General features: G+C 32.8%; 17 protein-coding genes. 6 read left to right on the top strand and 11 right to left on the bottom strand.

The window, feature by feature from the left end; translation table 11 throughout:
* Nucleotides 1-85 precede the first annotated feature (85 nt).
* Nucleotides 86-2,488 carry a heavy metal translocating P-type ATPase metal-binding domain-containing protein gene (locus Q0772_RS12780; protein ID WP_298345429.1) on the bottom strand — a complete coding sequence of 801 codons (2,403 nt, stop codon included), beginning with the start codon at nt 2,486-2,488 and terminating at the stop codon, nt 86-88.
* Between the two features lie 113 nt (nt 2,489-2,601).
* Here Q0772_RS12780 and Q0772_RS12775 point away from each other — a divergent pair, with 113 nt between their 5' ends.
* The 6 genes from Q0772_RS12775 to Q0772_RS12750 all read left to right on the top strand — a co-directional run bounded on the left by Q0772_RS12775 (nt 2,602) and on the right by Q0772_RS12750 (nt 10,570).
* Complete coding sequence (locus tag Q0772_RS12775; RefSeq protein WP_298345426.1) at nt 2,602-3,279, top strand: Crp/Fnr family transcriptional regulator; 678 nt, start codon at nt 2,602-2,604, stop codon at nt 3,277-3,279.
* Between the two features lie 89 nt (nt 3,280-3,368).
* Nucleotides 3,369-4,496 carry a VWA domain-containing protein gene (locus Q0772_RS12770; protein WP_298345423.1) on the top strand — a complete coding sequence of 376 codons (1,128 nt, stop codon included), beginning with the start codon at nt 3,369-3,371 and terminating at the stop codon, nt 4,494-4,496.
* A gap of 76 nt (nt 4,497-4,572) precedes the next feature.
* Nucleotides 4,573-6,039: a magnesium chelatase gene (locus Q0772_RS12765; RefSeq protein WP_298345420.1), complete on the top strand. Its 1,467-nt coding sequence runs from the start codon at nt 4,573-4,575 to the stop codon at nt 6,037-6,039.
* 260 nt (nt 6,040-6,299) lie between these two features.
* Nucleotides 6,300-8,384, top strand: coding sequence for an HAD-IIB family hydrolase (locus Q0772_RS12760; protein ID WP_298345417.1), 2,085 nt, complete (start codon nt 6,300-6,302; stop codon nt 8,382-8,384).
* 18 nt (nt 8,385-8,402) lie between these two features.
* Nucleotides 8,403-9,677 carry a glycosyltransferase gene (locus Q0772_RS12755; RefSeq protein WP_298345414.1) on the top strand — a complete coding sequence of 425 codons (1,275 nt, stop codon included), beginning with the start codon at nt 8,403-8,405 and terminating at the stop codon, nt 9,675-9,677.
* Between the two features lie 8 nt (nt 9,678-9,685).
* The gene (locus tag Q0772_RS12750; protein WP_298345411.1) at nt 9,686-10,570 is read left to right on the top strand and encodes a carbohydrate kinase; all 885 of its coding nucleotides are present in this window, start codon (nt 9,686-9,688) and stop codon (nt 10,568-10,570) included.
* A 9-nt stretch (nt 10,571-10,579) separates the two neighbouring features.
* On the opposite strand, the gene Q0772_RS12745 is transcribed toward Q0772_RS12750, so the two are convergent.
* The 10 genes from Q0772_RS12745 to Q0772_RS12700 form a co-directional block, all read right to left on the bottom strand.
* Nucleotides 10,580-11,065, bottom strand: a complete 486-nt coding sequence (locus Q0772_RS12745; protein WP_298345408.1) for a YdeI/OmpD-associated family protein — start codon at nt 11,063-11,065, stop codon at nt 10,580-10,582.
* Nucleotides 11,066-11,068: 3 nt separating this feature from the next.
* A complete protein-coding gene (locus tag Q0772_RS12740) occupies nt 11,069-11,644 on the bottom strand; it encodes a YdeI/OmpD-associated family protein (RefSeq protein ID WP_298345405.1) in 576 nt (191 codons plus the stop codon).
* Between the two features lie 3 nt (nt 11,645-11,647).
* Complete coding sequence (locus Q0772_RS12735) at nt 11,648-13,294, bottom strand: M1 family metallopeptidase (RefSeq protein WP_298345402.1); 1,647 nt, start codon at nt 13,292-13,294, stop codon at nt 11,648-11,650.
* A gap of 44 nt (nt 13,295-13,338) precedes the next feature.
* The gene (locus Q0772_RS12730; RefSeq protein ID WP_298345397.1) at nt 13,339-14,082 is read right to left on the bottom strand and encodes a nuclear transport factor 2 family protein; all 744 of its coding nucleotides are present in this window, start codon (nt 14,080-14,082) and stop codon (nt 13,339-13,341) included.
* Between the two features lie 109 nt (nt 14,083-14,191).
* Nucleotides 14,192-15,994: an acyl-CoA dehydrogenase family protein gene (locus Q0772_RS12725; RefSeq protein WP_298345392.1), complete on the bottom strand. Its 1,803-nt coding sequence runs from the start codon at nt 15,992-15,994 to the stop codon at nt 14,192-14,194.
* A gap of 16 nt (nt 15,995-16,010) precedes the next feature.
* Nucleotides 16,011-17,201, bottom strand: a complete 1,191-nt coding sequence (locus tag Q0772_RS12720) for an acetyl-CoA C-acyltransferase (protein WP_298345389.1) — start codon at nt 17,199-17,201, stop codon at nt 16,011-16,013.
* A 5-nt stretch (nt 17,202-17,206) separates the two neighbouring features.
* Nucleotides 17,207-19,612, bottom strand: a complete 2,406-nt coding sequence (locus Q0772_RS12715) for a 3-hydroxyacyl-CoA dehydrogenase/enoyl-CoA hydratase family protein (protein WP_298345386.1) — start codon at nt 19,610-19,612, stop codon at nt 17,207-17,209.
* A 4-nt stretch (nt 19,613-19,616) separates the two neighbouring features.
* Nucleotides 19,617-20,063 carry a MarR family transcriptional regulator gene (locus tag Q0772_RS12710; protein WP_298345383.1) on the bottom strand — a complete coding sequence of 149 codons (447 nt, stop codon included), beginning with the start codon at nt 20,061-20,063 and terminating at the stop codon, nt 19,617-19,619.
* A 103-nt stretch (nt 20,064-20,166) separates the two neighbouring features.
* Complete coding sequence (locus Q0772_RS12705; protein WP_298345380.1) at nt 20,167-20,562, bottom strand: DUF1761 domain-containing protein; 396 nt, start codon at nt 20,560-20,562, stop codon at nt 20,167-20,169.
* Between the two features lie 109 nt (nt 20,563-20,671).
* Nucleotides 20,672-22,444: a long-chain fatty acid--CoA ligase gene (locus Q0772_RS12700; RefSeq protein ID WP_298345377.1), complete on the bottom strand. Its 1,773-nt coding sequence runs from the start codon at nt 22,442-22,444 to the stop codon at nt 20,672-20,674.
* Nucleotides 22,445-22,675: the final 231 nt, after the last annotated feature.

Below are 22,675 nucleotides of genomic sequence, written 5' to 3'. Positions count from 1 at the left end.
CCTAACGTAAAGCCCCACCCTAACCCTCCCCAAAGGGAAGGGAACTGTTGCATGCTCACTCATCATATATTTCTATTCAAGAGTTTCATTCGTCTGAGTATTCCTCCCCTATGGAGAGGCTAGGTGGGGCTATTATATTCGTACAAATGGTTGTAAAAACCACAATACTAATCGAACTTAAAGGCATTAAAATAGCAGCAATTACAGGTGCTAATTGTCCTGTAACCGCAAAATAAAGCCCGATACAGTTGTAAATAAGCGACAGTAAAAAACTCCATTTTATAATTTTTATAGCCGATTTTGAAGCCTTAATAAAATGATATAGTTGATTAAATTTAGTAGCATCCAAAATAGCGTCACAAGCTGGAGAAAACACATTTACATTTTCAGAAATTGCAATCCCAACATTACTCTGCGCCAAAGCACCAGCATCATTTAAACCATCTCCAATCATTAATACTTTAGCACCCGAATTTTGATGATGTTTTATATACTCTAGTTTATCCTCAGGTTTTTGGTTAAAAAATAATTTCGTTTTAGCAGGAAGCAGTTTTGTTAAATTTTCTTTTTCTCCAGCATTATCGCCAGAAAGAATCACTAAATCATACTCCTTTTTCAGTTTATTAAATAACTTAGATAATCCTTTTCTATACTTATTGTAAAACGTAAACGACCCTTTGTATTTGTTATTAGTACTCACATGTACCGCCGTATTTAACGTAGCTGTTTCAGAAGTATAACCCACAAAAGGAGCAGAACCAATTTTTATAGAATCTTGATTATGTTGTGCTTCAATACCTTTTCCAACATGTTCTTCATAAGTATCCAAAGTCACAATATCATTATCATTCAAAAGCGAGTATAACGACCTACTTAACGGATGATTAGAATTTCGCAATGTACTTTTCAATAACGCTTCTTCATCTTCTGAAAGTTCTAATCCATTATATTCAATTGACGTTTCTTTATTAGCAGTAATGGTTCCTGTTTTATCAAAAATGATAGTATCAACAGCTGCTAATTGTTCAATAACCGAAGCGTTTTTTGCGTAAAATTTAAGCTTCCCAAAAATGCGTAACAAGTTGCCAAACGTAAAAGGAGCAGCCAAAGCAATGGCGCAAGGACAAGCAATTATTAATACCGATGTAAACACATTTAATGCTTTAGAAGCATCTGAAAATAACCAATAGCTTGTGGCTACTATAGCAATACTTAAAACAGCAATGGTAAAACGTTTACTAATGGCATTAGTTAATGTAGTGAAACCATCCTCTTTATTCTTGCTAAATACATCGTTACTCCAAAGTTGGGTCAAGTAACTTTGCTCAACCGTTTTTAAAGCATCAACTTCAATACTACCATTCAACTGTTTTCCTCCAGCAAATAATTTATCGCCAGATTGTTTCGAAACTGCTTCAGATTCGCCAGTTACAAAACTGTAATCAATGCGAGCTTTCCCTTTAATCAAAATACAATCTACAGGAATCAATTCTTCATTTCTAATTAAAAGTCTGTCGCCTTTTTCAATGTCATAAACCTGAATAGACGTTTCAGAATTATCAGATAAAATTTTAGTGATTCCAATCGGGAAATACGATTTATAATCGCGCTCAAAAGATAAAAACGTATAGGTTTTCTGCTGAAAAAACTTCCCGAGTAATAAAAAGAAAATGAGTCCAGATAAACTATCAAAAAAACCTGTGCCAATATTAAAAACAATTTCTGCGGTACTTCTTATAAATAAAACTGCTGCACCCAAAGCAATAGGCACATCAATATTTAAAATTTTAGAGCGTATTCCTTTATAAGCTGAAATAAAATAATCTTGAGCCGAGTAAAAAACAACAGGTAAAGAAAACACAAACATCAACCATCTAAAAACGGGTGCGTATTTTTCAATCCAAAATCCACTCACCTGAAAATACTCAGGAAACGACAAAAACATAATGTTACCAAAAGCAAAACTAGCAACACCTAGTTTGTAAATTAGTGAGCGGTCTACATTCTTTTTCCCAACGCTATAATCATCTAAACTTATAAAAGGCTCATAGCCAATGCTGCTTAGAAGTTTTACTAAACCTTTCAAAGAAAAATGTTCCGTATTGTAATTTACCCGAACTGTTTTCTTTCCAAAATTTACAATTGATGAACTTACAGAAGGATGCAGTTTATTCAAATTCTCAAGAATCCAAATACAAGAACTGCAATGTATATGCGGAATATATAAAGTAACGATTTGCGTTTTTTCGTCATTAAATTCCAATAAACGTTCAACTATTTTAGGGTTGTCTAAAAAATTATATTTGCCTTCAATCTCTTTTGGTGTAGTACCTGGAGCGTTTTGTAAATCGTAGTAACACGTTAAATCGTTTGCAGAAAATATCTCGTAAACAGTCTTACAACCATTACAGCAAAATGATTTGTCATCATAAATAATTTCGGAAGTTGTAGAATCTAATCCACAATGGAAACATGTTTTATGTTCCATAATTTTTTTATTTGCTCATTTATACCTGAGACAAAAGTCATAAAACAACTGTGTTTTAAATATGATATCTGTCATGTTTTGTATATTTTTACTGGACAATCAAACTATTACAAATGGGAAAGTGTGAACAGTGTATCATTAAGCAGTTTAATTCACTTAAGTCATTGACTAAAGAAGAGTTAATAAGAATTTCTGGATGTAAAACTTCTAAAACTATAAAAAAAGGAGAGATTATTTTTGAAGAAGGTGAAACGCTTCATGGTGTTTATTGTGTGAAAGATGGTATATGTAAACTTTCTAAATTAAGTGAAAATGGTAAAGATCAAATTGTGAAAATGGTTGTAAAGGGCCAGTTACTGGGCCAACGCTCTTTAATAAGTGATGAAAGTTCTAATTTACAAGCAACTGCACTCAACGATATGGAAGTTTGTTTTATTCCAAAAAGTGAAATTATTGCAGATCTTCAAAAAAACCCAAAATTCTCGTTTGATGTTCTCAAGGATATGGCTCATGACTTAAAAGAAGCCGATGATGTTATTGTGAATATGGCGCAAAAATCAGTGCGTCAACGTTTAGCAGAAACTTTAATTTATATTCACGATAGTTTTGGTGTAAACCCTGATGGTACGATGAGTATTCTTCTTTCTCGAGAAGATTATGCAAATATTGTTGGAACCGCTACAGAATCTGCTATAAGAGTGTTATCTCAATTTAAAAAGGATGGTTTAATTTCAACTGTTGGAAAATATATTAAACTAGAGGATATAAATGGTCTGAAGCGTATTGAATAACATCTATAACTGAATATCTGTTAAAGTATAGATAAATCTGATAGTTACCTTTTTAATATTCTTTATAAAAATAGTATTTTTATAGTGCTATGAAAAAAGATAAAATGCCCAGAAAAGGTTTCGTTTTTAAAAAATACGAATCGCCTAACAAATCACCCTTTGATACACTTTTTGAAGTTTTTAAAGAACTTATTACTCATACCTCTGGGGATTTTGACGAAGCTATAGATTGGTTACGAGAGTTAGATAAAGAATATAAACTTACAACTCCCGAATATACTATTGAAGATTTTATTGAAGATTTAAAGAAAAAAGGTTATTTACGTGAAGAAATAGATCCTGATGGGAATGGTACCTTAGAAATTACTGCAAAAACCGAACGTGCCATTCGTCAGCAAGCTTTAGATCAAATTTTTGGTAAGATAAAACGAAGCGGGCAAGGGAATCATAAAAGTAAAAGTTCTGGCATTGGGGACGAGCATACTGGCGATTATAGAAATTACCAATTTGGTGATGCTTTGGATAAAGTTTCCATGACCGAAAGTTTAAAAAATGCTCAAATAAATCATGGTATTTCAGATTTTACGCTATCTGAAGATGATTTGGTAGTAGAAGAAGCACTTCACAAATCTCAAATGAGCACCGTTTTGATGATTGATATTAGCCATAGTATGATTCTATATGGTGAAGACCGAATAACGCCCGCCAAAAAAGTAGCCATGGCTTTAGCTGAATTAATAACGACACGTTACCCGAAAGATACTTTAGATATTTTAGTTTTTGGAAATGATGCTTGGCAAATAGAAATTAAAGATTTGCCGTATTTAAAAGTAGGCCCTTATCATACTAATACTGTAGCGGGGTTACAATTAGCGATGGATTTACTTAGAAGAAAGCGAAATACTAATAAACAAATTTTTATGATTACTGATGGTAAACCTAGTTGTTTGCGTTTGCCAGATGGAGAATATTATAAGAATAGTAACGGTTTGGATATGTATATTGTAAATAAATGTTATGCTATGGCGCAACAAGCGAGGCGCTTGCATATTCCAATAACAACCTTTATGATTGCTCAGGATAGTTATTTAATGCAATTTGTTAGAGAATTTACCCATGCAAATCAAGGTAAAGCATTTTATACAGGACTTAAAGGTCTGGGTGAAATGATTTTTGAAGATTACGAAACAAATAGAAAAAAAAGAATTAGAGGATAATTAACTTGCTGTTAGCTTTTAGCCTTATTAAATAAGGTTTGCTAATAGCCAAAGGCAACCAACCAAAAGCTATAAAATGAAAATAGAAAAAATAAAAACAATAGGAGAATTAAAGAAGTCAGGTTACAAGAGCAAGTCTATTAAAGATGAGCTGAGAAATAACTTGATTAAAAAAATAAAAGATAAGGAAACTACATTTGAAGGCGTACATGGTTATGAGAACACTGTAATTCCTGAATTAGAAAGAGCCATATTATCTAGACACAATATCAATTTATTAGGGCTGCGTGGGCAAGCAAAAACCCGTTTAGCACGTTTAATGTTGAATCTATTGGATGAATACATTCCAATTGTTGAAGGCTCTGAAATTAACGACGACCCATTAAACCCCATTTCAAGATATGCAGTTGAATTGATAAAAGATAAAGGGGAAAACACTCCAATTTCCTGGTTACATAGAAGCGAGCGTTTTGCTGAAAAATTAGCAACACCAGATGTTACAGTTGCTGATATTATTGGCGATGTAGACCCTATAAAAGCTGCAAACCTAAAATTAAGCTATGCCGATGATCGTGTGATTCATTATGGTATGATTCCAAGAGCAAATCGCTGTATTTTTGTAATTAATGAATTACCCGATTTACAAGCCAGGATTCAGGTAGCTCTATTTAATATTTTACAAGAAGGTGACATTCAAATAAGAGGGTTTAAGCTAAGGTTGCCATTAGATATGCAGTTTGTATTTACAGCAAACCCTGAAGATTATACAAATAGGGGGAGTATAGTAACCCCTTTAAAAGATAGAATAGGCTCTCAGATATTAACGCATTACCCAGAGAATATAGAAACAGCAAGACAAATTACTGAGCAAGAAGCTAGATTAGTTGAGAACCAAAAAGCATCAGTTATCGTACCTGATTTAGCCAGAGATTTATTAGAACAAATTGTTTTTGAAGCACGTGAGAGTGAATTTATTGATGCAAAAAGTGGTGTAAGTGCACGTTTAAGTATTACAGCTTTGGAAAATTTATTAAGTACTGCAGAACGACGGGCTTTGATAAGTGGTGATGGACAAACAACTCTTAGGTTATCAGATTTTGTAGGGATTATTCCAGCGATTACTGGTAAGGTAGAATTGGTATATGAGGGCGAACAAGAAGGAGCAGCTGCAGTAGCCTATAATTTAATAGGTGAAGCAGTTAAGAGCTTATTTATTGAGTTTTTTCCTAAGATTGAAAAATTACAAAAACAAGATGATGAGAGTCCCTATGATGATATTGTATCTTGGTTCTTCAATCAAAAAGATGGATTTGAATTATTGGATGATTTAAGAGATAAAGAATATAAAAGCTTATTAAATGCCATAGCACCATTGGATGACTTGCTTGGTGAATACCAGCCTAACCTATCAAAACAAGATAGTTATTTTGTAAAAGAATTTGTGCTATGGGCTTTAGTAGAATACAAGCAATTAAGTAAACACCGTTTCACAGAAGGAGTTCAGTTTAAAGATCCTTATGGGAGCTTTATAAATGGTATTTAAACGCTTTTAAATTAATTTTTTTAAACGTGCTCTTTATCGAAAAGAGGGCGTTTTTTTATATACACTTGTTTTTACGATTGTAATATCCTCAAAAATTTAATAGGCAATTTTATGATTTCATAATCATAAAGTATCTGGTTGACACATTCCAAATTCTACTCAAAACAGGTTGTTTTCACTTGTTTTTATGTGTTTTTAGCGTTAATTTCTTCAAAAATGATGTAAAAAACGTCAAAAATTAAATTTTTCAAAAACTGTTTATGAGCAAAAGTGAAGTCGGTATTCAAAATAATATAAGTCTACTTTCATTCGATATAGATAATACGTTAATAGACTTTCATACCTATAAAAGTAATTTTAAAAATGTATGGGAAATGTTCCAGCCTAAAAACATTTTGTTAACCTATAATACAGGGCGTTTAATTGATGATGTCCTCAACTTAATTGATAAAGGTATTCTTCCTAAGCCAGACTATATAATTTCAGGTGTTGGTACACATATTTTTGATTATAATAATAAAAGTATTGTAAAAGAATTTAATGATGTATTGGATGATGGTTGGAACTTAAAATCTGTTGAAAACATTATTCAGTCCATTAATCATCCAATTAGTGAACAACCTACTAGATTTCAGCATGCCTATAAAAGAAGTTATTTCTTTCATGATGCGAGTTTAGATTTAATATCAGACATAGAACAGAATTTTTCTGAAGCCCAAATGGATGTTAATGTTGTGTATTCAGGAAACAAATTTTTAGATATACTTCCAAAGTATGCCAATAAAGGTAATGCGTTACAATGGTTACTTAATAAATTAAATATCAAAACTACCAATGTAATTGTAGCTGGAGATAGTGGTAACGATTCTGCTATGTTTGATTTGAAAAATGTAACAGGAATCGTCGTTTCTAATGCACATGAAGAACTTTATCAATACACTAAGCACAGAAAGGTTTATCATTCTGAACAAGAGAAGGGTGATGGTATTATTGAAGGGCTTATTTATTACGGAGTATTACCCGAGGAGGCTAAAGTAACAAGTGATATAGATCATAGTGATGATTTCTTTATTAAAAAAGAGATTGATAATATCGCAACAGAAGATGAAGATGAAAAGATAGCACTTATTAAAGAAGGTTATATTAAGGCTATAATAGCCTTAAAAAAGAACATAACACCGCTTGGATTTTCAGCATGTTCAATTGAAGATAATGTTGCTCATGGTACAGATGAGAACTATTATAGTGTATGGGCACGAGATGGAGCAATAACAGTTATAGGAGCATTACCATTAATTCATCAAGATGAAGATATTCATAAATGTGCAAGACAAACGCTTGTAACCTTGTTTGAGCATATTTCACGAAATGGTCAAATTCCATCAAATGTACGTATTAAAGATAATACTCCTGATTACTCTGGAGTAGGTGGTATTTGTTCCATAGATAGTGGTATATGGGTAGTTATTGCCTTTTACGAGTATGTTAATATAACTAAGGATATAGCCTTTTTAAGGGAGTATATTTCAGATATAAAAGAAACGATGCGTTGGTTAGGAGCCCACGATAGTAATAATGATGCGCTTTTAGAAATTCCTGAAGCCGGAGATTGGACAGATTTATTCGGAAGAAGTTATAACATTCTTTATGATGAAATTCTCTGGTATCGTTCTAATGTTTGTTTTGGACGTATGTTAGAGATGTTGGGAGAGCATGAAGAAGCAGGGGAATATATTCGTTGGTCTCAAGTTATAAAAAAAGAAATTGTTCAAAATTTTTGGCCATCTACACAACAGCAATTGTTTCAATCGGTATCCTTTGCAGAAAAGCAGTTTACCTTAGGTGATACATCTTATTTGATTGCCCAAACGACTCCATTTGATTTTAGTTGGCGATGTGATATCCTCGGAAATGTACTGGCTTTTTTACATGGTACAATTGATTCTGAAAAAGCACATCAAACCTTTAAATTTATGTTAGGTGTTGGTGTTAATGATCCGTATCCAGTAGCTAATGTGTATCCTGTTGTAAGTCCAGGAGATCCAGATTGGAGACCTTATTATACAGTTAACCTGTTGAATTTACCTAACCATTATCATAATGGTGGTATATGGCCATTTGTTGGTGGTTTTTGGGTAAAATTTGTCAATAAGCTAGGTCTTAAAGATGTCGCTATTTCAGAATTGTATAAGCTGGCACTAATTAATAAAGAAGGTATTAATCACGAATGGGAATTTACCGAATGGGCACACGGAACCACAGGTAAACCAATGGGGAAAGCTTATCAAGCATGGTCTGCAGCGCAGTTCATTTCAGCTTGTCATAATTTGAAAATAATCAGATAGTAACTAAAATATTAAACTATGAAATCAATATTGATGATATCCCTACATGGATATGTAGGAGCAAATGCAGAATTAGGAAAGCCTGATACAGGAGGACAAGTAGTTTATGTATTAGAGTTAGCAGAGCGTTTCAGTAGACTAGGTAAAAAGGTGGATTTAGTGACACGTCAATTTGAAGATCAACCAGAGTATGATATAGTTGATGAAAATTATAGTGTATGGCGTATCCCTTTTGGCGGTAAGGAATTTATACGAAAAGAGGATATGCATGATTATCTTAAAAAGTTTGTTACCAATACTTTAGCAGCCATAAAAAAAGAACGTAAGAAATATGATGTAGTATATTCTCATTATTGGGATGCAGGTTGGGCTGGACAAAAAATAGCAGAGGAGCTTGGTGTTTCTCATGTACATACACCACACTCTTTAGGCTGGTGGAAACAGCACACCATGGGGAGTGATATGGATGAAAAGGAAATGGAGAAAATTTACCGTTTTAAAGAGCGTATTCGTAAAGAATATTTTGTGTATCAAATGTGTAATCATGTTATAGCTACCACTTTGCCTCAAGTTGATTTATTAACGCAACAATATGACGTATTATCAAGAAATTGTACAATGATACCTCCAGGAATAGATGAGAATAGATTTTATCCAGTACCTTCTAAAGAAAATGATAAAATAAGGGCTAAATACGATATTCATCCTACAGATATTTTAGCGCTAGGTAGGATGGCACATAATAAAGGTTATGATTTACTTATAAAATCTTTACCAACAGTTTTTGAATTATGTCCAGAGGCTAGACTAGTTGCTGCAGTTGGAGGAGACTCACCACAAGATAAGCAAGGTATAAAAAAGTTAAAAACCTTAGCTAATGAGTTAGGTGTTAACGATAAGATTAAATGGAAGAATTATATTGCTGATGAAGATTTAGCAAATGTATATCGTTCGGCAAATATATTTGTAATGCCATCTAGATATGAGCCATTCGGTATGGTTGCTATTGAAGCTATGGCTTGTGGCACACCTAGCGTAGTCACAGTACATGGTGGTTTAAATGATTTGATTGATTTTGGTAATCAAGCATTATTTGCAGATCCTCATAGACCAGTAGAGTTTGGTGCTATGATGGCTATGCCTTTATTGTATCCAAACTTGAGAAATGAATTATCAGTTGAAGGAGCTCGTTTTGCACGACGAAATTTTGGTTGGACAGGTATAGCTAAGCGTATGTTGCAAGTTTTTAGAAATTCTATCAATCAACAAACTATGGAGTCTAACATTTTCTAAATAACATTATGTCTAAAATTGTTTGTTTTGGTGAAGTATTATGGGATGTATTTTCAAATGGAAATAAGAAAATAGGTGGGGCACCCTTAAATGTTGCATTACGCTTACATGCTTTTAATAATGAGGTAACTATGATAAGTGCTATTGGTAATGACCAAAATGGAATTGAGTTATTAGATTATTTAATTGAAAACAATTTAAGTGTTGAAGGTGTTCAAAAAAAAGTAGGTGTTTCTACTGGAGAAGTTCAAGTTACTTTAAATAATAAAGGTTCTGCTACCTATAGAATCTCGCACCCAAGTGCGTGGGATAAGATTGAGCTTACTAATACTATAGTAGAAAAAGTTAAGAATTCTGATGCGCTAGTTTTTGGTAGTTTAATAACTCGAGATGAGGTTTCTAGATATACGCTTTTTGAGCTTATTGATTTATCTAAATATAAAATTTTTGATTTGAATTTACGACCACCTCACTATTCAAAGGATATTTTAATCGCACTCATGGAGAAAGCAGATTTTATAAAGTTTAATGATGATGAACTTTATGAAGTAAGTAAATATTTTGGTTCTAAATATAATGGTCTTGAACAGAATTTGAAGTTTATTGCAGAACAAACCCATACTAAACATGTTTGTGTAACTAAAGGCGAGCATGGAGCTGTCTTATTATATAATGACAATCTTTATTATAATAGTGGTTATAAGGTGTCGGTAGTAGATACTGTGGGAGCAGGCGATTCTTTTTTGGGTTCGTTAATTAGTGAATTAATAGATAAAACTAACCCACAACAAGCTTTGGATTTTGCCTGCGCTGTAGGGGCTTTGGTTGCCCAAAAAGAAGGTGCTACTCCAAAGATTAGTCTAGATGAAATAGGAGTATTTATTAATCCTTAATACTAATTTTTAATTTTTTAAAATGGTATATGGATTTAAATGACCACGTTTCAAATTTTGACACATAATCAATGCTTTATCTATTCTGGTTTGAATATTTTTATATCTTGAAATAGCGTAAATTATACTTCTTTTTTTTCCTGCTGTTAGCGTTTCGAAGACTTCAAAAGCTTCAACATCACTCTTGAAAACTACTTCTAGTTCTTCTGGAACATCAACTCCATATTTTGAATTATCTTCAAATAACTGCATTTCAAAATAATCATTTTGGAAAACGCCTAATTCTTTTTGAAGGCGTTTGCCAAACATTATCTTAAAATCTGTAGTTTCCATATCTCTTTTTACAGCAGCATAAAATTCTATTGTTTTACTATGGAATGAAGCTTTTACTCTTACACGGTTGAGTTTAGCCTCAGCAAATGGTTTGAATATATTTTCAGGTATGAAAATGTGATATTGATGTAATAGACCAACATCAAAAATATTAGTTTTCATGATTTACCAATTATCTCGAGATTTAATATTTGTTTTACAAAGTCTAATGATTTCTGCGATTCGTTTTTGTCTAGTAGCGTCACGTTTGGCACTATGTAGCCAAGACAAATAACCTTTTCTATACCCTTTTGCAAAATTTTGATAGTTTTCAAAAGCTCTATCATTTTTATCAAAAGCATTCTGCAAATCTTCAGGAATAATACCATTTTCAACATCATCCATGGCTATCCAAGTTCCTGTTTCTTTTGCTAAATCAATCATTTTATAACCCGCTTCATGAATTAATCCATTCAATTCTAGAGCTTCAACATATTTTTTATTAAGAGCACTCCAAGTACTTTTTGGATTTCTTGGGCAAAAGTATTGACGTCTTTTACCATGACCTAAACTTTTTACTGTAGAATCAATCCAACCAAAACAAATAGCAACTTTAACGGCTTCTTCCCAACGCATAGTTGGGATATTCATTTCAAGCTTATAAAAGATGAGGTATACACCTTTTTTTGTATTATGATTATTAAGTAACCAATCATACCAGTCGGTATCACGTTCAAAATAAAGTTCTGGTAAATCTTTCAAAACTTATAGTTTTTTAGACTCCACATAAAAATCAATATCTGTTTTAAAAGTATTTATTTTCGATTCTAAAGATTCCTCTTTCCATTCAGCTTTTGGAAATATCCATTTTTCTTCATCATTTATTTTTATTTGAATAGGCATATCAAAACCATCTACAATATTTGTCCACCTATACTTTAAGGTTTTCTTTTTAATCTGGTATTCTAATGTAGGTACTTTGGTTGTTCTTAAATATTGATTAAAAAACTCAGTTAAGTCATAACCTGTTTCTCTGCTTAAAAAGTTTTCTATCTGTTGCGATGTTACCGTTTGATGATAAAACTCAACATTCATTTTACGCAATATTTTTCGCCATTTTTCATCATCTTCAATGAGTTGCCTTAGTGTATGAAGCATGTTTGCACCTTTATAGTACATATCACTAGAACCCTCTTTATTAACATTATAATAGCCAATTAATGGTCTATCGTTTTGTATGTTTTTACGAGTTCCTATAACATATTCTGCCGAGGCTTCTTTTCCAAAATGATAATCCAAATATAAGTTCTCAGAATAAGCCGTAAATCCTTCGTGAATCCACATATCAGCAACATCTTTATTGGTAATATTATTAGCAAACCATTCATGGCCAGCTTCATGAATAATTATAAAATCAAATTTTAAGCCCCATCCGGTACCAGATAAATCATTACCTAAATAACCATTCATATATTTATTTCCGTAGGTTACAGAACTTTGATGTTCCATACCTAAATAAGGTACTTCAACAAGTTTAAAACTATCTGCATAAAAAGGGTATTGACCAAACCAATGTTCAAAAGCTTTCATCATCATAGGCGCTTGTTTAAACTGTTCTTTAGCTTTTTCAAGATTATAACTCAAAACATAGTAATCCATATCAAGATTTCCAGCCATACCATCATATACCTCAGAAAAGTTTACATAGTCTCCAATATTAATGTTTACTCCGTAATTGTTAATAGGGTTTTTTACAACCCAATGGTACGTTTTAGTATCGCCTATACGCTCTACAAGTTGTAATCTACCATTTGAGACGTTTGTTAATTTATCAGGTACATTGACACTAATCTTCATGCTATCTACTTCATCATACATGTGATCCTTACAAGGCCACCAAACACTCGCACCTAAGCCTTGACAAGAAGACGCTATGAAGTGATTCTCGTTTTTATCTTTTTTCCATGAAATACCTCCATCCCAAGGTGCTCTTACCGCTTCTCTTGGGTGTCCTTCGTAATATACTATTATGTCGTTTATGTCATCAACATTTTGACTATCCATTAAAGAGATAAAATGTGCATTTCCATCATGTTTGATTTTTAACTCCTTACCATTTTGTGTGGCTTTTAAAAGCTTCATTGGTGGTTGTAAATCAATCTGCATCGCAGAATTTTCTTTTAAAACCTTGTATTGAATGGTGTTTTTTCCGGAAATAAATTTGTTGTCTGGATCTACTTTTATGTCTAAATGGTAATAGGTTAAATCCCACCATTCTCGTTCAGGGGTAATACTTCCTCTAATACTGTCTTGTCTTGTAAATATGTTTTTTTCAGATAATAGACCTTGAGCATTTAAAACATTAATTGGTATTAGTAATATAACTAGAAGTAAGTAAATAATATTTTTCATGGTTTTAATTTTGTCAAAATTTAAATAAAAAGCAAACTAATAAATTATTGAATGAATGTAACTTTCGAGATTTTGCCATCATTCACCTCATATATAGCAATGGCGTAAAAAATACTGCCATTGTACAAAACTTTTTCTTTGTCAATCACTTTGTTTCCAAGCACCATTCTATTTACTATTTGCGCATTTAAATCTAATATGGTTTCAAACATAGTGCCATATTGTTTGCGCATACTATCATGACCTTCTGAAATTAATTGATTCGGAAAGAAGTAGAGTTTTATATCGTTTGAGTAAGTTTCTATGAAGTTATCAAGTTCCCGATTATTGTAAGCTAAAAGCTGTTTATTTACAATTGACTCCGGGTTAGAAGTTGTTTTTCTATTACTAACAAAAGTCATCGACTTTATTTTTTCGTTACCCGTATTATAAATAGTTATATGTCTATTTGTTGAGTTGTTTACCACCCCTAACTCTTCATCTATAACCCAATTTTTAAGGGTCATTCTATTTAAAATAGATACGTGAGATTTTTTATTATTCTCAAAGAACTTTTTATAGTTTTCTTTTAACATATTCTTTCCTAAATACATCGTATCATTAGGAAATCGTTTTACCAGAACATCTTCATGGAAAACACCTAAAAAAGAGTCCAAATCTCTGTTATTGAAAGGCTTTATATGCTTTTGTACAATTTTTGCGGAAGCGCTATTTTCTTGAACTGTATCTGCCTGCGAAAAAACTAAAATAGAGAAAAGGAAAAAAAATACTTTAAATGTAAGTTTCATTATGAATGAATTAATATCATAAAGATAATAAAATAAAAAAACGCTTCGAACACATGTTTCGAAACGTTTTTTAAATTTGAGTTAGTCACTCTATATGTTCGGTTAAGCGTTAAAAACAATACTTGTTTTCTTTAATCACTTTTTCAGCAATAATATGTCTTAACTCTATAATGTTAGGCATGTTTACGTATTTAATATAACGTTTTAATCCCATAAGCATCATACGCTGTTCATCACCAGTTGAAAACGAAATAATTGAATGTTTACCAGCAGTTTCAATAACATCAATGGCATGAAATAAGTTTAGTTTTGCCATAGCAATTTGTTCTTTAACCCTATCTTCACCTTCCTTTTTTGCCATTTTTTCAGCACGAAGAATAGCAGATTCCGCAAGATAAACTTGAATTAAAATATCTGATGCTGCCAACATTAACTGTTGTTGCTCTTCAATTTTTTCACCATACTTCTTTAATGCAGCTCCAGCAACCATTAAAAATAATTTTTTAAGGTTTTTTATAATACTTTTTTCTTCAGAAAATAATTCAGAGAAATCTGGTACATCAAAAGAAGGAATTCCAACAAGTTCTTCTGCTACTGCTTGTGCAGGTGTTAATAAATCTACATGACCTTTCATGGCTTTTTTAATAAGCATACCAATGGAAAGCATTCTGTTGATTTCGTTTGTACCCTCATAAATTCTGGCAATTCTGGCGTCTCTCCAAGCAGATTCAATTGGAGTCTCTTCAGAGAAGCCCATACCTCCATAAATTTGAATACCTTCATCAGAACAATTTTGAATAAATTCTGAAACAGCTACTTTAAGAATAGAACATTCAATAGCGTATTCTTCAACACCTTTTAATTCCGCTTCTTGGTGAGTATCTTTTCCATTATTCTTTCTTATTTCTATGCGGTCTTCAATATTTTTTGAAGCACGATATGTAGCAGCTTCACCAACCCAACAATTGGTTGCCATTTCTGCTATTTTTTGGCGAATAGCACCAAAACTAGAGATAGGTGTTTTAAATTGAATACGCTCATTAGCATATTTAACAGATTCAGAAATAACACGTCTTTGAGCATCTAAACATGCAGCAGCAAGCTTAATTCTACCAACATTTAAGGCATTCATAGCTATTTTGAATCCATTACCTCTATCTGATAACATATTTTCAACAGGAACTACCGTTTCATTAAAAAACACTTGTCTTGTTGATGATGCACGAATACCTAATTTATGTTCTTCTTCACCCATCGTAATCCCATTAGGATTTTCAGGATCATATTCAACTATAAATCCAGTAATGTTTTTATCATCTTCAATACGAGCAAAAACAATCATCAAACTACAGAACCCTGCATTTGAAATCCACATTTTTTGTCCAGTAATTTTATAAGTCTTTCCATCAGCAGATAAAACCGCTTTTGTTTTGCCAGAATTGGCATCACTACCTGCACTTGGCTCAGTTAAACAATAAGATCCAAACCACTCACCAGATGCTAATTTGGGAACATATTTTTGTTTTTGTTCTTCATTTCCATATAAAGTAATTGGCATGGTTCCTATACCTGTATGCGCACCAAACGCAGTACTAAAAGACCCTGTAGCTCCTGAAATATAATCGCAAACTAAAACAGTATCGACAAAGCCCATACCCATGCCTCCATATTCTTCAGGTACAGATACACTTAAAAAACCAAGTTCTCCAGCTTGACGCATACAAGATTCGGTTAAAGCATAATCTTTCTTTTCAAATTGTGCTTTTTTAGCCCAAACTTCTCTGTCTACAAATTCAGTTACAGCTTCTTTCATCATTTCTTGATCTTCATTGAAATCTTCAGGGGTGAAAATATCTTCACAATCGATTTCTTTGACTAAGAATTGACCACCACGTAAAATGTCTTTTTCCATTTCTTTACTTTATTTTTTAATTTAAAAATTCAAAAATTCCGCAGGCACCTTGTCCAGTACCTACACACATAGTCACGGCTCCATATTTACCTTTCATATCTTGCTTACGCATTTCATCAAATAGTTGAACTGAAAGTTTTGCCCCTGTACAACCCAAAGGATGACCTAGTGCTATAGCACCACCATTTACATTCACGATATCTGGATTTAATCCGAGTTCCCGAATTACTGCTAAGGATTGTGAAGCGAAAGCCTCATTAAGTTCTATTAAGTTTAAGTCGTTTTGGTTTAGTCCTGCTTGTTTTAGTGCTTTTGGAATGGCTTTCACCGGACCAATACCCATGATTCTTGGCTCAACACCCGCAGCAGCATAACTTACTAATCTTGCAACAGGTTCTAGATTTAGCTCTTTAACCATATCTTCACTCATTACCATTACAAAAGCTGCACCATCACTCATTTGAGAAGAATTACCAGCAGTAACACTTCCGCCTTGAGCAAAAACAGCTCTTAATTTAGAAAGTACTTCAATACTGGTTCCAGCACGAGGCCCTTCATCTTTAGTAACGGTATATTTTTTAGTAGCTTTTTTTCCATTAGAGTCAATATAAATTTGCTCTACATCAATAGGAACAATTTGATCTTGGAAACGATTTTCAGCTTGAGCTTTTAAGGCTTTCATGTGTGAGTTGTATGCAAATTCATCCTGATCTTTACGAGAGACTTTAAATTGATTTGCTACCGCCTCAGCAGTATTTCCCATACCCCAATAATACTCTTCATGGCCAGCTTTTACGGTGTCATAATTTAATTCGGGTTTAAAACCCGTCATAGGCACAGAACTCATACTTTCAGCGCCTCCAGCAATAATACAATCTGCCATTCCAGCTTGAATTTTTGCAGTGGCTATACCTATAGTTTCAATTCCAGAAGAACAAAAACGGTTTACGGTTACACCTGGAACATCTACACTATTCAGCCCTATTAAAGAAATAAATCGGGCCATATTTAACCCCTGGGAGCCTTCAGGCATAGCATTACCAACAATAACATCATCAATTCTTGAGACATCAAGATTTGGTAATTCTTTCATCATGTATTGAATGGTTTCTGCACCCAACTCATCAGCTCTTTTAAATCTAAAAACACCTTTTGGTGCTTTTCCAACAGCTGTTCTATATGCTTTAACTATATATGCTTGTTTCATTTTTTTTAGTTTCTTAAAGGTTTACCAGTTTTCAACATATGCTGAATACGTTCTAAGGTTTTACGCTCTGTACACAAGCTTAAAAAGGCTTCACGTTCTAAGTCTAATAAGTATTGCTCGCTGACTAGAGTTGGTTCTGATAAATCTCCTCCAGCCATAACATAAGCCAATTTATTTGCAATTTTATGGTCGTGTTCACTAATATAATTACTAGCTTCCATAGCATCGGTTCCTACCAAGAACATACCAAGTGCCTGTTTACCAAGAACTTTTACATCCTTTCGTTTAACAGGTTGCGTATAACCTGATTCAGCCAATAATTTTGCATGTGCTTTTGCTGTAGCTATTTGTCGGTCTTTATTAACAACAACAATATCTTTTCCTTTTTGAAGAACTCCTAAATCAAAAGCTTCATAAGCAGATGTTGATACTTTTGCCATTCCTATGGTTAAGAAATATTCTTGTAATACATTCAATTCCACATCTCCTTTTTTAAACATATCAGAAGCACGAAGTGCCATTTCTTTTGAACCTGCACCTCCTGGAATAACGCCAACACCAAATTCAACTAATCCCATATAGGTTTCGGCAGCAGCTACAACTTTATCGGCATGCATGGACAACTCACATGCACCACCTAATGACATGCCGTGAGGTGCAGAAATTGTTGGTATAGACGAATAACGCATACGCATCATAGTATCTTGAAAGTATTTTATAGCGCCATTTAATTCCTGATACTCTTGCTCTACAGCCATCATGAAAATCATACCTATATTAGCTCCTACAGAGAAATTTGCCCCTTGATTACCAATAACCAAACCTTCGAAATCTTTTTCAGCTAGATCTACGGCTTTATTTAAACCTGCTAGAACATCACCTCCAATAGTGTTCATTTTAGATTGAAATTCACAGTTTAAAATACCATCTCCTAAATCCTCAATAACTACTCCAGAGTTTTTAAAGACCTCGTTGGACTTTCTAATATTATCTAGTATGATGAAAGCATCTTGACCTGGAACTTTTTGTTGTGATTTTGAAGAAATATTGTAAAAATAAGTTGCACCATCCTTTATGGTGTAGAATGATTCATTATTAGAAGACAACATATCATTAACCCAATCTGCAGCTTGTAAACCTTCAGCTTTAATTAATTCTAAACCTTTTTTTATACCAATAGCATCCCAGATTTGAAAAGGACCATGACCCCATCCAAAACCAGCTTTCATAGCATCATCTATTTTGTATAACTCATCAGAGATTTCTGGAATTCTATGCGATACGTAAGCAAATAAAGCCGCGAACGTTTTTCTGTAAAATTCTCCTGCTTTGTCTTTACCATTGATAAGTATCTCAAAGCGGTCTATGACATTATCGACAGTTTTAGTAAGCTCTAAAGTGGCAAATTTAGCTTTTTTAGAAGACCTATATTCTAGTGTGTTTAGGTCTAATGCTAAAATCTCTTTTTTACCATCTGTGACTTGTTTTTTATAAAATCCTTGACCTGTTTTGCTACCTAGCCATTTATTTTCAACCATGGTACTTATGAAACCTGGAAGCTTAAATAACTCTAAACGTTCATCATCTTTACAGTTATCGGCGATACCATTTGCAACATGTACCAACGTATCTAAGCCAACAACATCTACAGTTCTAAAAGTAGCCGATTTGGGTCTGCCTATAACAGGGCCGGTAAGTTTATCTACTTCTTCAACCGTTAAATCCATCTCTTTAACAGCATGGAACAAACTCATGATACTAAAGATTCCTATTCTGTTGCCAATAAAAGCCGGTGTGTCTTTGGCAATTACTGATGTCTTTCCAAGAAATTGTTCCCCATATCCGTTTAAAAAATCTAAAATAGACTGGTCTGTTTTTGGACCGGGAATAATTTCGAATAGCTTAAGATATCTAGCAGGATTAAAAAAATGTGTGCCACAGAAGTGCTTTTGGAAATCTTCTGAACGCCCTTCACTCATAAATTTTATAGGAATCCCCGATGTATTGCTCGTTATAAGTGTTCCTGGAGTTCTGTGTTTTTCGAGTTTTTCAAAGACTTGTTGTTTAATATCTAGACGTTCTACTACAACTTCCATAATCCAATCTACATTGGCAACTTTAACAATATCGTCTTCTAAGTTACCAGTAGTAATTCTATTGGCAAATTTTTGATGATAAATAGGGGAGGGTTTAGATTTTAATGAAGCTTTTAGAGCATCATTTACTAATCGGTTTTTAACCACTTTGTCTTCTAAGGTTAAACCTTTAGCTTTTTCTTTTTCATTGAGTTCCCTTGGAACGATATCTAAAAGCAAGACATCTACACCAATATTAGCAAAATGGCAAGCAATGCCACTTCCCATAATTCCAGAACCAATAATAGCTATTTTCTTAATTCGTCTTTTGCTCATTTTTTTAACTATCAGATTGATTGTATATTTTTTTATTGCAAACCATGTCGTTAATAACTTCTGCAACTTCATAAAAGTTTTTTAGTTGTTCTTCTGAAACGTTATTTCTTATTGCTTCATTGAACATTAAAACTTTTTCTCTTGAGTAATCTCGTTTTTCTATGCCAAAATCGGTTAAACAAATAATGACCCCTCTTCCGTCTTTTGGATTTGGTTTTCTTGTTATTAAACCTTTTTCTTCCATAGTTTTTAAGATTCTTGATAAACTTGTTGCTTCCATTCCCATTTTTGGTCCCAAGGCTGTTGAAGGCGTTCCTTTTTCTGGATCTATACTTAATAGTGTGAAGCCTGTTGCCATGGTACTTCCAAATTTAGAAGCTTCTTCATTGTACATTTTCTGAACCGATAACCAAGTGGTTCTTAGTACATAATCAATGGTTTTGTCTTTCATGTTTGTTGATTGGATTCCAAATATAACAAAAAAATACTATGCATGCATAGTATTTTTTTGTTAAATTATATTTACTGCTTTTAAATAAAGTAAAATAATTTACTTATTCGCCTAATTTACCATTTAAAGCACCAATAACAGCACCAATAATTGAAGTCATGATAACCGATATGCCAACATCTAGCGCAGCCAGTTGCAATTCTGCTCCTGGAATCATAGCCATATTAAAAAAGTTGTAAAACAAGCCAATAAATAGTCCTATAATCGCACCAGCTTTTGCTCCAGTTGAAGCAGTGGTTATTTGTGCCCATTTTGTGTAAATATAAGCTACAAATAGACCAAAAGTTAAGCACCCAAGAAAGATAAATAACATTGTACTACTACTTTCTTCTGGTTGAGGAAAAACATCTTTAAAAATGATACCGTAAAAGAGCCATCCTAAAAGGAAATCAACAATACCTCCGACAATACCTGATACTAAGAAATTTTTAGTTTTCATTTTATTAGTTTTAATTGGTTATGTCTAAATATACTAAAAAATGATTAACTGCTTAAATGTCATTGAGTTGAAGTATTAATATGGAAATCTTATTAATAGAATAAGTTATCTAAGATGGACGATATATTCTTTCAATTAAGGTGGTATACATGCTTTTAATCACATCTCTTTTCATTTTCATTGTAGGTGTAAGATGGCCGGCATCAATAGACCACTCCTCAGGGGTAATTTCAAACTTTTTAATTTGTTCCCATTTGCCAAACTTTTTGTTGCATTTGTCAACTTCTTTTTGAATTCGTTTTCGAACAATTTCTGAGTTTGCAATGTCTTCAAAGGTATTTAAGACAGAAAGGTTTTTCCGTTCAATCCATTCTTGAACAAATTCAAAATTAGGTTGAATTAAAGCAGCAGGCATTTTTTCACCTTCTCCTATAACTATTATTTGTTCTATAAAACGAGATTGTTTTAATTGGTTTTCAAGAAGTGTTGGGATAATGTATTTACCACCAGAGGTTTTAAACATCTCTTTTTTACGCCCAGTAATTTTTAAAAAACCATCTTCGTCAATTTCACCTTTGTCACCAGTATGAAAATATTCTCCGGTCATAACACCAGTAGTTTTTTCAATATCTTTATAGTAGCCCATCATAACATTAGGCCCTTTACAAAGTATTTCTCCATCTTCAGCAATTTTAACTTCAACATCATCTATAACTCTACCAACATATCCAATTTTCCAACCTCCATTTCTTCTATCGCTAGCAGAAATACCCGGTGAGGTTTCTGTTAACCCATAACATTCCATAATAGGCATACCAGCCGCACCAAAAATTCTTCCTAACCTAGATTGAAGTGCTGCGCTCCCTGAAGCCATAAATACAATTTCACCTCCTAACGCATCTTGCCACTTACTAAATATAAGCTTGCGCGCTATGGATAGCTTTAGCTCATATAAGAACCCGTTTTGTTTATAGGGTTTAAAATGCGAGCCTAATTCTACAGCCCAAAAGAAGAGTTTCTTTTTTAAACCATCTAAATCTGTGCCTTTATCCATAATCTTATCGTATACTTTTTCAATAAGTCTGGGTACAACCGTCATGGTGTGAGGTTTGATTTCTTTTGCATTGTCTCCTATTTTATCGATAGCTTCTGCATAATAGGTTTCAATACTTCTATATTGGTATAAATACGTAAAAACACGCTCAAAAATATGACATATGGGCAAAAAACTCAATGCTCTATGTTCTTCGTTTAATGGGAATCTATTTGAAGCAGATAATACATTTGAAACTATATTGTTGTGAGACAACATTACGCCTTTGGGTTTACCTGTGGTTCCAGAAGTGTAAATTATTGTTGCTAACTCTTCAGCTTTTACATTAGATTTAATAGTTTCAACCTCTGTTTGGTTTGAATCATCTGCTCCTAATTTTAATAATTCAGCGTAGTTTTTACATCCATTAATTTCATCAAATGAGTAAACTTCTTTAAGATTTGTTTTCTTTTTAACCTTGTTGATTTTCTCTAGTACCTCAGAGCAACTAACAAAACAATAAATAGCTTCACTATGGTTTAAAACATATTCATAATCTTCAGAACTAATAGTTGGGTAAATAGGTATACTTTGTGCACCAACTTGCAAGATGCCTATATCTACAATATTCCATTCCGTTCTATTATTAGAAGAGATAACAGCAATTTTATCATTCTTTTTAACACCTAATTTTAGTAACGCTCTACTTATTGCATTTGCTTTGTATAAATATTTTTCAGTAGATGTTTTTATCCAAACACCATTAACTTTTGTGTTAAGCGAAGCTTCCAATGGATGGTTTTCTAGCTGATAATATGGGAAGTCAAAAAGTCTAGTAATCTCTGTCATAGTTAATATAGATTATATCAATGCAAAGTATGAAAATAAATAAGATTTTCAAATGGCATTAATCTTTAGAGCGTAAAATACACTTTACTTTTTTAAATAAAAGTTTTATTAAAATAAAAAAATAACATTTATTATATTATAAGATTAGCATTTTTTTAACTCAAAAAATTAAAATAATTTAAAAAAAAGGTTTCGTTAGAACCATATGTTTTAGTTTATGCATAATTTAAT

The sequence above is a fragment of the uncultured Algibacter sp. genome (genome assembly GCF_947490405.1).
Taxonomy (GTDB): domain Bacteria; phylum Bacteroidota; class Bacteroidia; order Flavobacteriales; family Flavobacteriaceae; genus Algibacter_B.
The sequence above is the reverse complement of the archived record's forward strand: the minus strand, read 5'-3'. Positions and strand labels throughout refer to the sequence as shown.

Excerpts from the sequence above, each read along its gene's own strand:
- Q0772_RS12765 (WP_298345420.1), top strand. The coding sequence starts at position 4,573 with ATGAAAATAGAAAAAATAAAAACAATAGGAGAATTAAAGAAGTCAGGT.
- Q0772_RS12745 (WP_298345408.1), bottom strand. The coding sequence starts at position 11,065 with ATGAAAACTAATATTTTTGATGTTGGTCTATTACATCAATATCACATT.
- Q0772_RS12760 (WP_298345417.1), top strand. The coding sequence starts at position 6,300 with ATGAGCAAAAGTGAAGTCGGTATTCAAAATAATATAAGTCTACTTTCA.
- Q0772_RS12735 (WP_298345402.1), bottom strand. The coding sequence starts at position 13,294 with ATGAAAAATATTATTTACTTACTTCTAGTTATATTACTAATACCAATT.
- Q0772_RS12730 (WP_298345397.1), bottom strand. The coding sequence starts at position 14,082 with ATGAAACTTACATTTAAAGTATTTTTTTTCCTTTTCTCTATTTTAGTT.
- Q0772_RS12775 (WP_298345426.1), top strand. The coding sequence starts at position 2,602 with ATGGGAAAGTGTGAACAGTGTATCATTAAGCAGTTTAATTCACTTAAG.
- Q0772_RS12710 (WP_298345383.1), bottom strand. The coding sequence starts at position 20,063 with ATGAAAGACAAAACCATTGATTATGTACTAAGAACCACTTGGTTATCG.
- Q0772_RS12750 (WP_298345411.1), top strand. The coding sequence starts at position 9,686 with ATGTCTAAAATTGTTTGTTTTGGTGAAGTATTATGGGATGTATTTTCA.
- Q0772_RS12705 (WP_298345380.1), bottom strand. The coding sequence starts at position 20,562 with ATGAAAACTAAAAATTTCTTAGTATCAGGTATTGTCGGAGGTATTGTT.
- Q0772_RS12755 (WP_298345414.1), top strand. The coding sequence starts at position 8,403 with ATGAAATCAATATTGATGATATCCCTACATGGATATGTAGGAGCAAAT.
- Q0772_RS12725 (WP_298345392.1), bottom strand. The coding sequence starts at position 15,994 with ATGGAAAAAGACATTTTACGTGGTGGTCAATTCTTAGTCAAAGAAATC.
- Q0772_RS12770 (WP_298345423.1), top strand. The coding sequence starts at position 3,369 with ATGAAAAAAGATAAAATGCCCAGAAAAGGTTTCGTTTTTAAAAAATAC.
- Q0772_RS12715 (WP_298345386.1), bottom strand. The coding sequence starts at position 19,612 with ATGAGCAAAAGACGAATTAAGAAAATAGCTATTATTGGTTCTGGAATT.
- Q0772_RS12780 (WP_298345429.1), bottom strand. The coding sequence starts at position 2,488 with ATGGAACATAAAACATGTTTCCATTGTGGATTAGATTCTACAACTTCC.
- Q0772_RS12700 (WP_298345377.1), bottom strand. The coding sequence starts at position 22,444 with ATGACAGAGATTACTAGACTTTTTGACTTCCCATATTATCAGCTAGAA.
- Q0772_RS12720 (WP_298345389.1), bottom strand. The coding sequence starts at position 17,201 with ATGAAACAAGCATATATAGTTAAAGCATATAGAACAGCTGTTGGAAAA.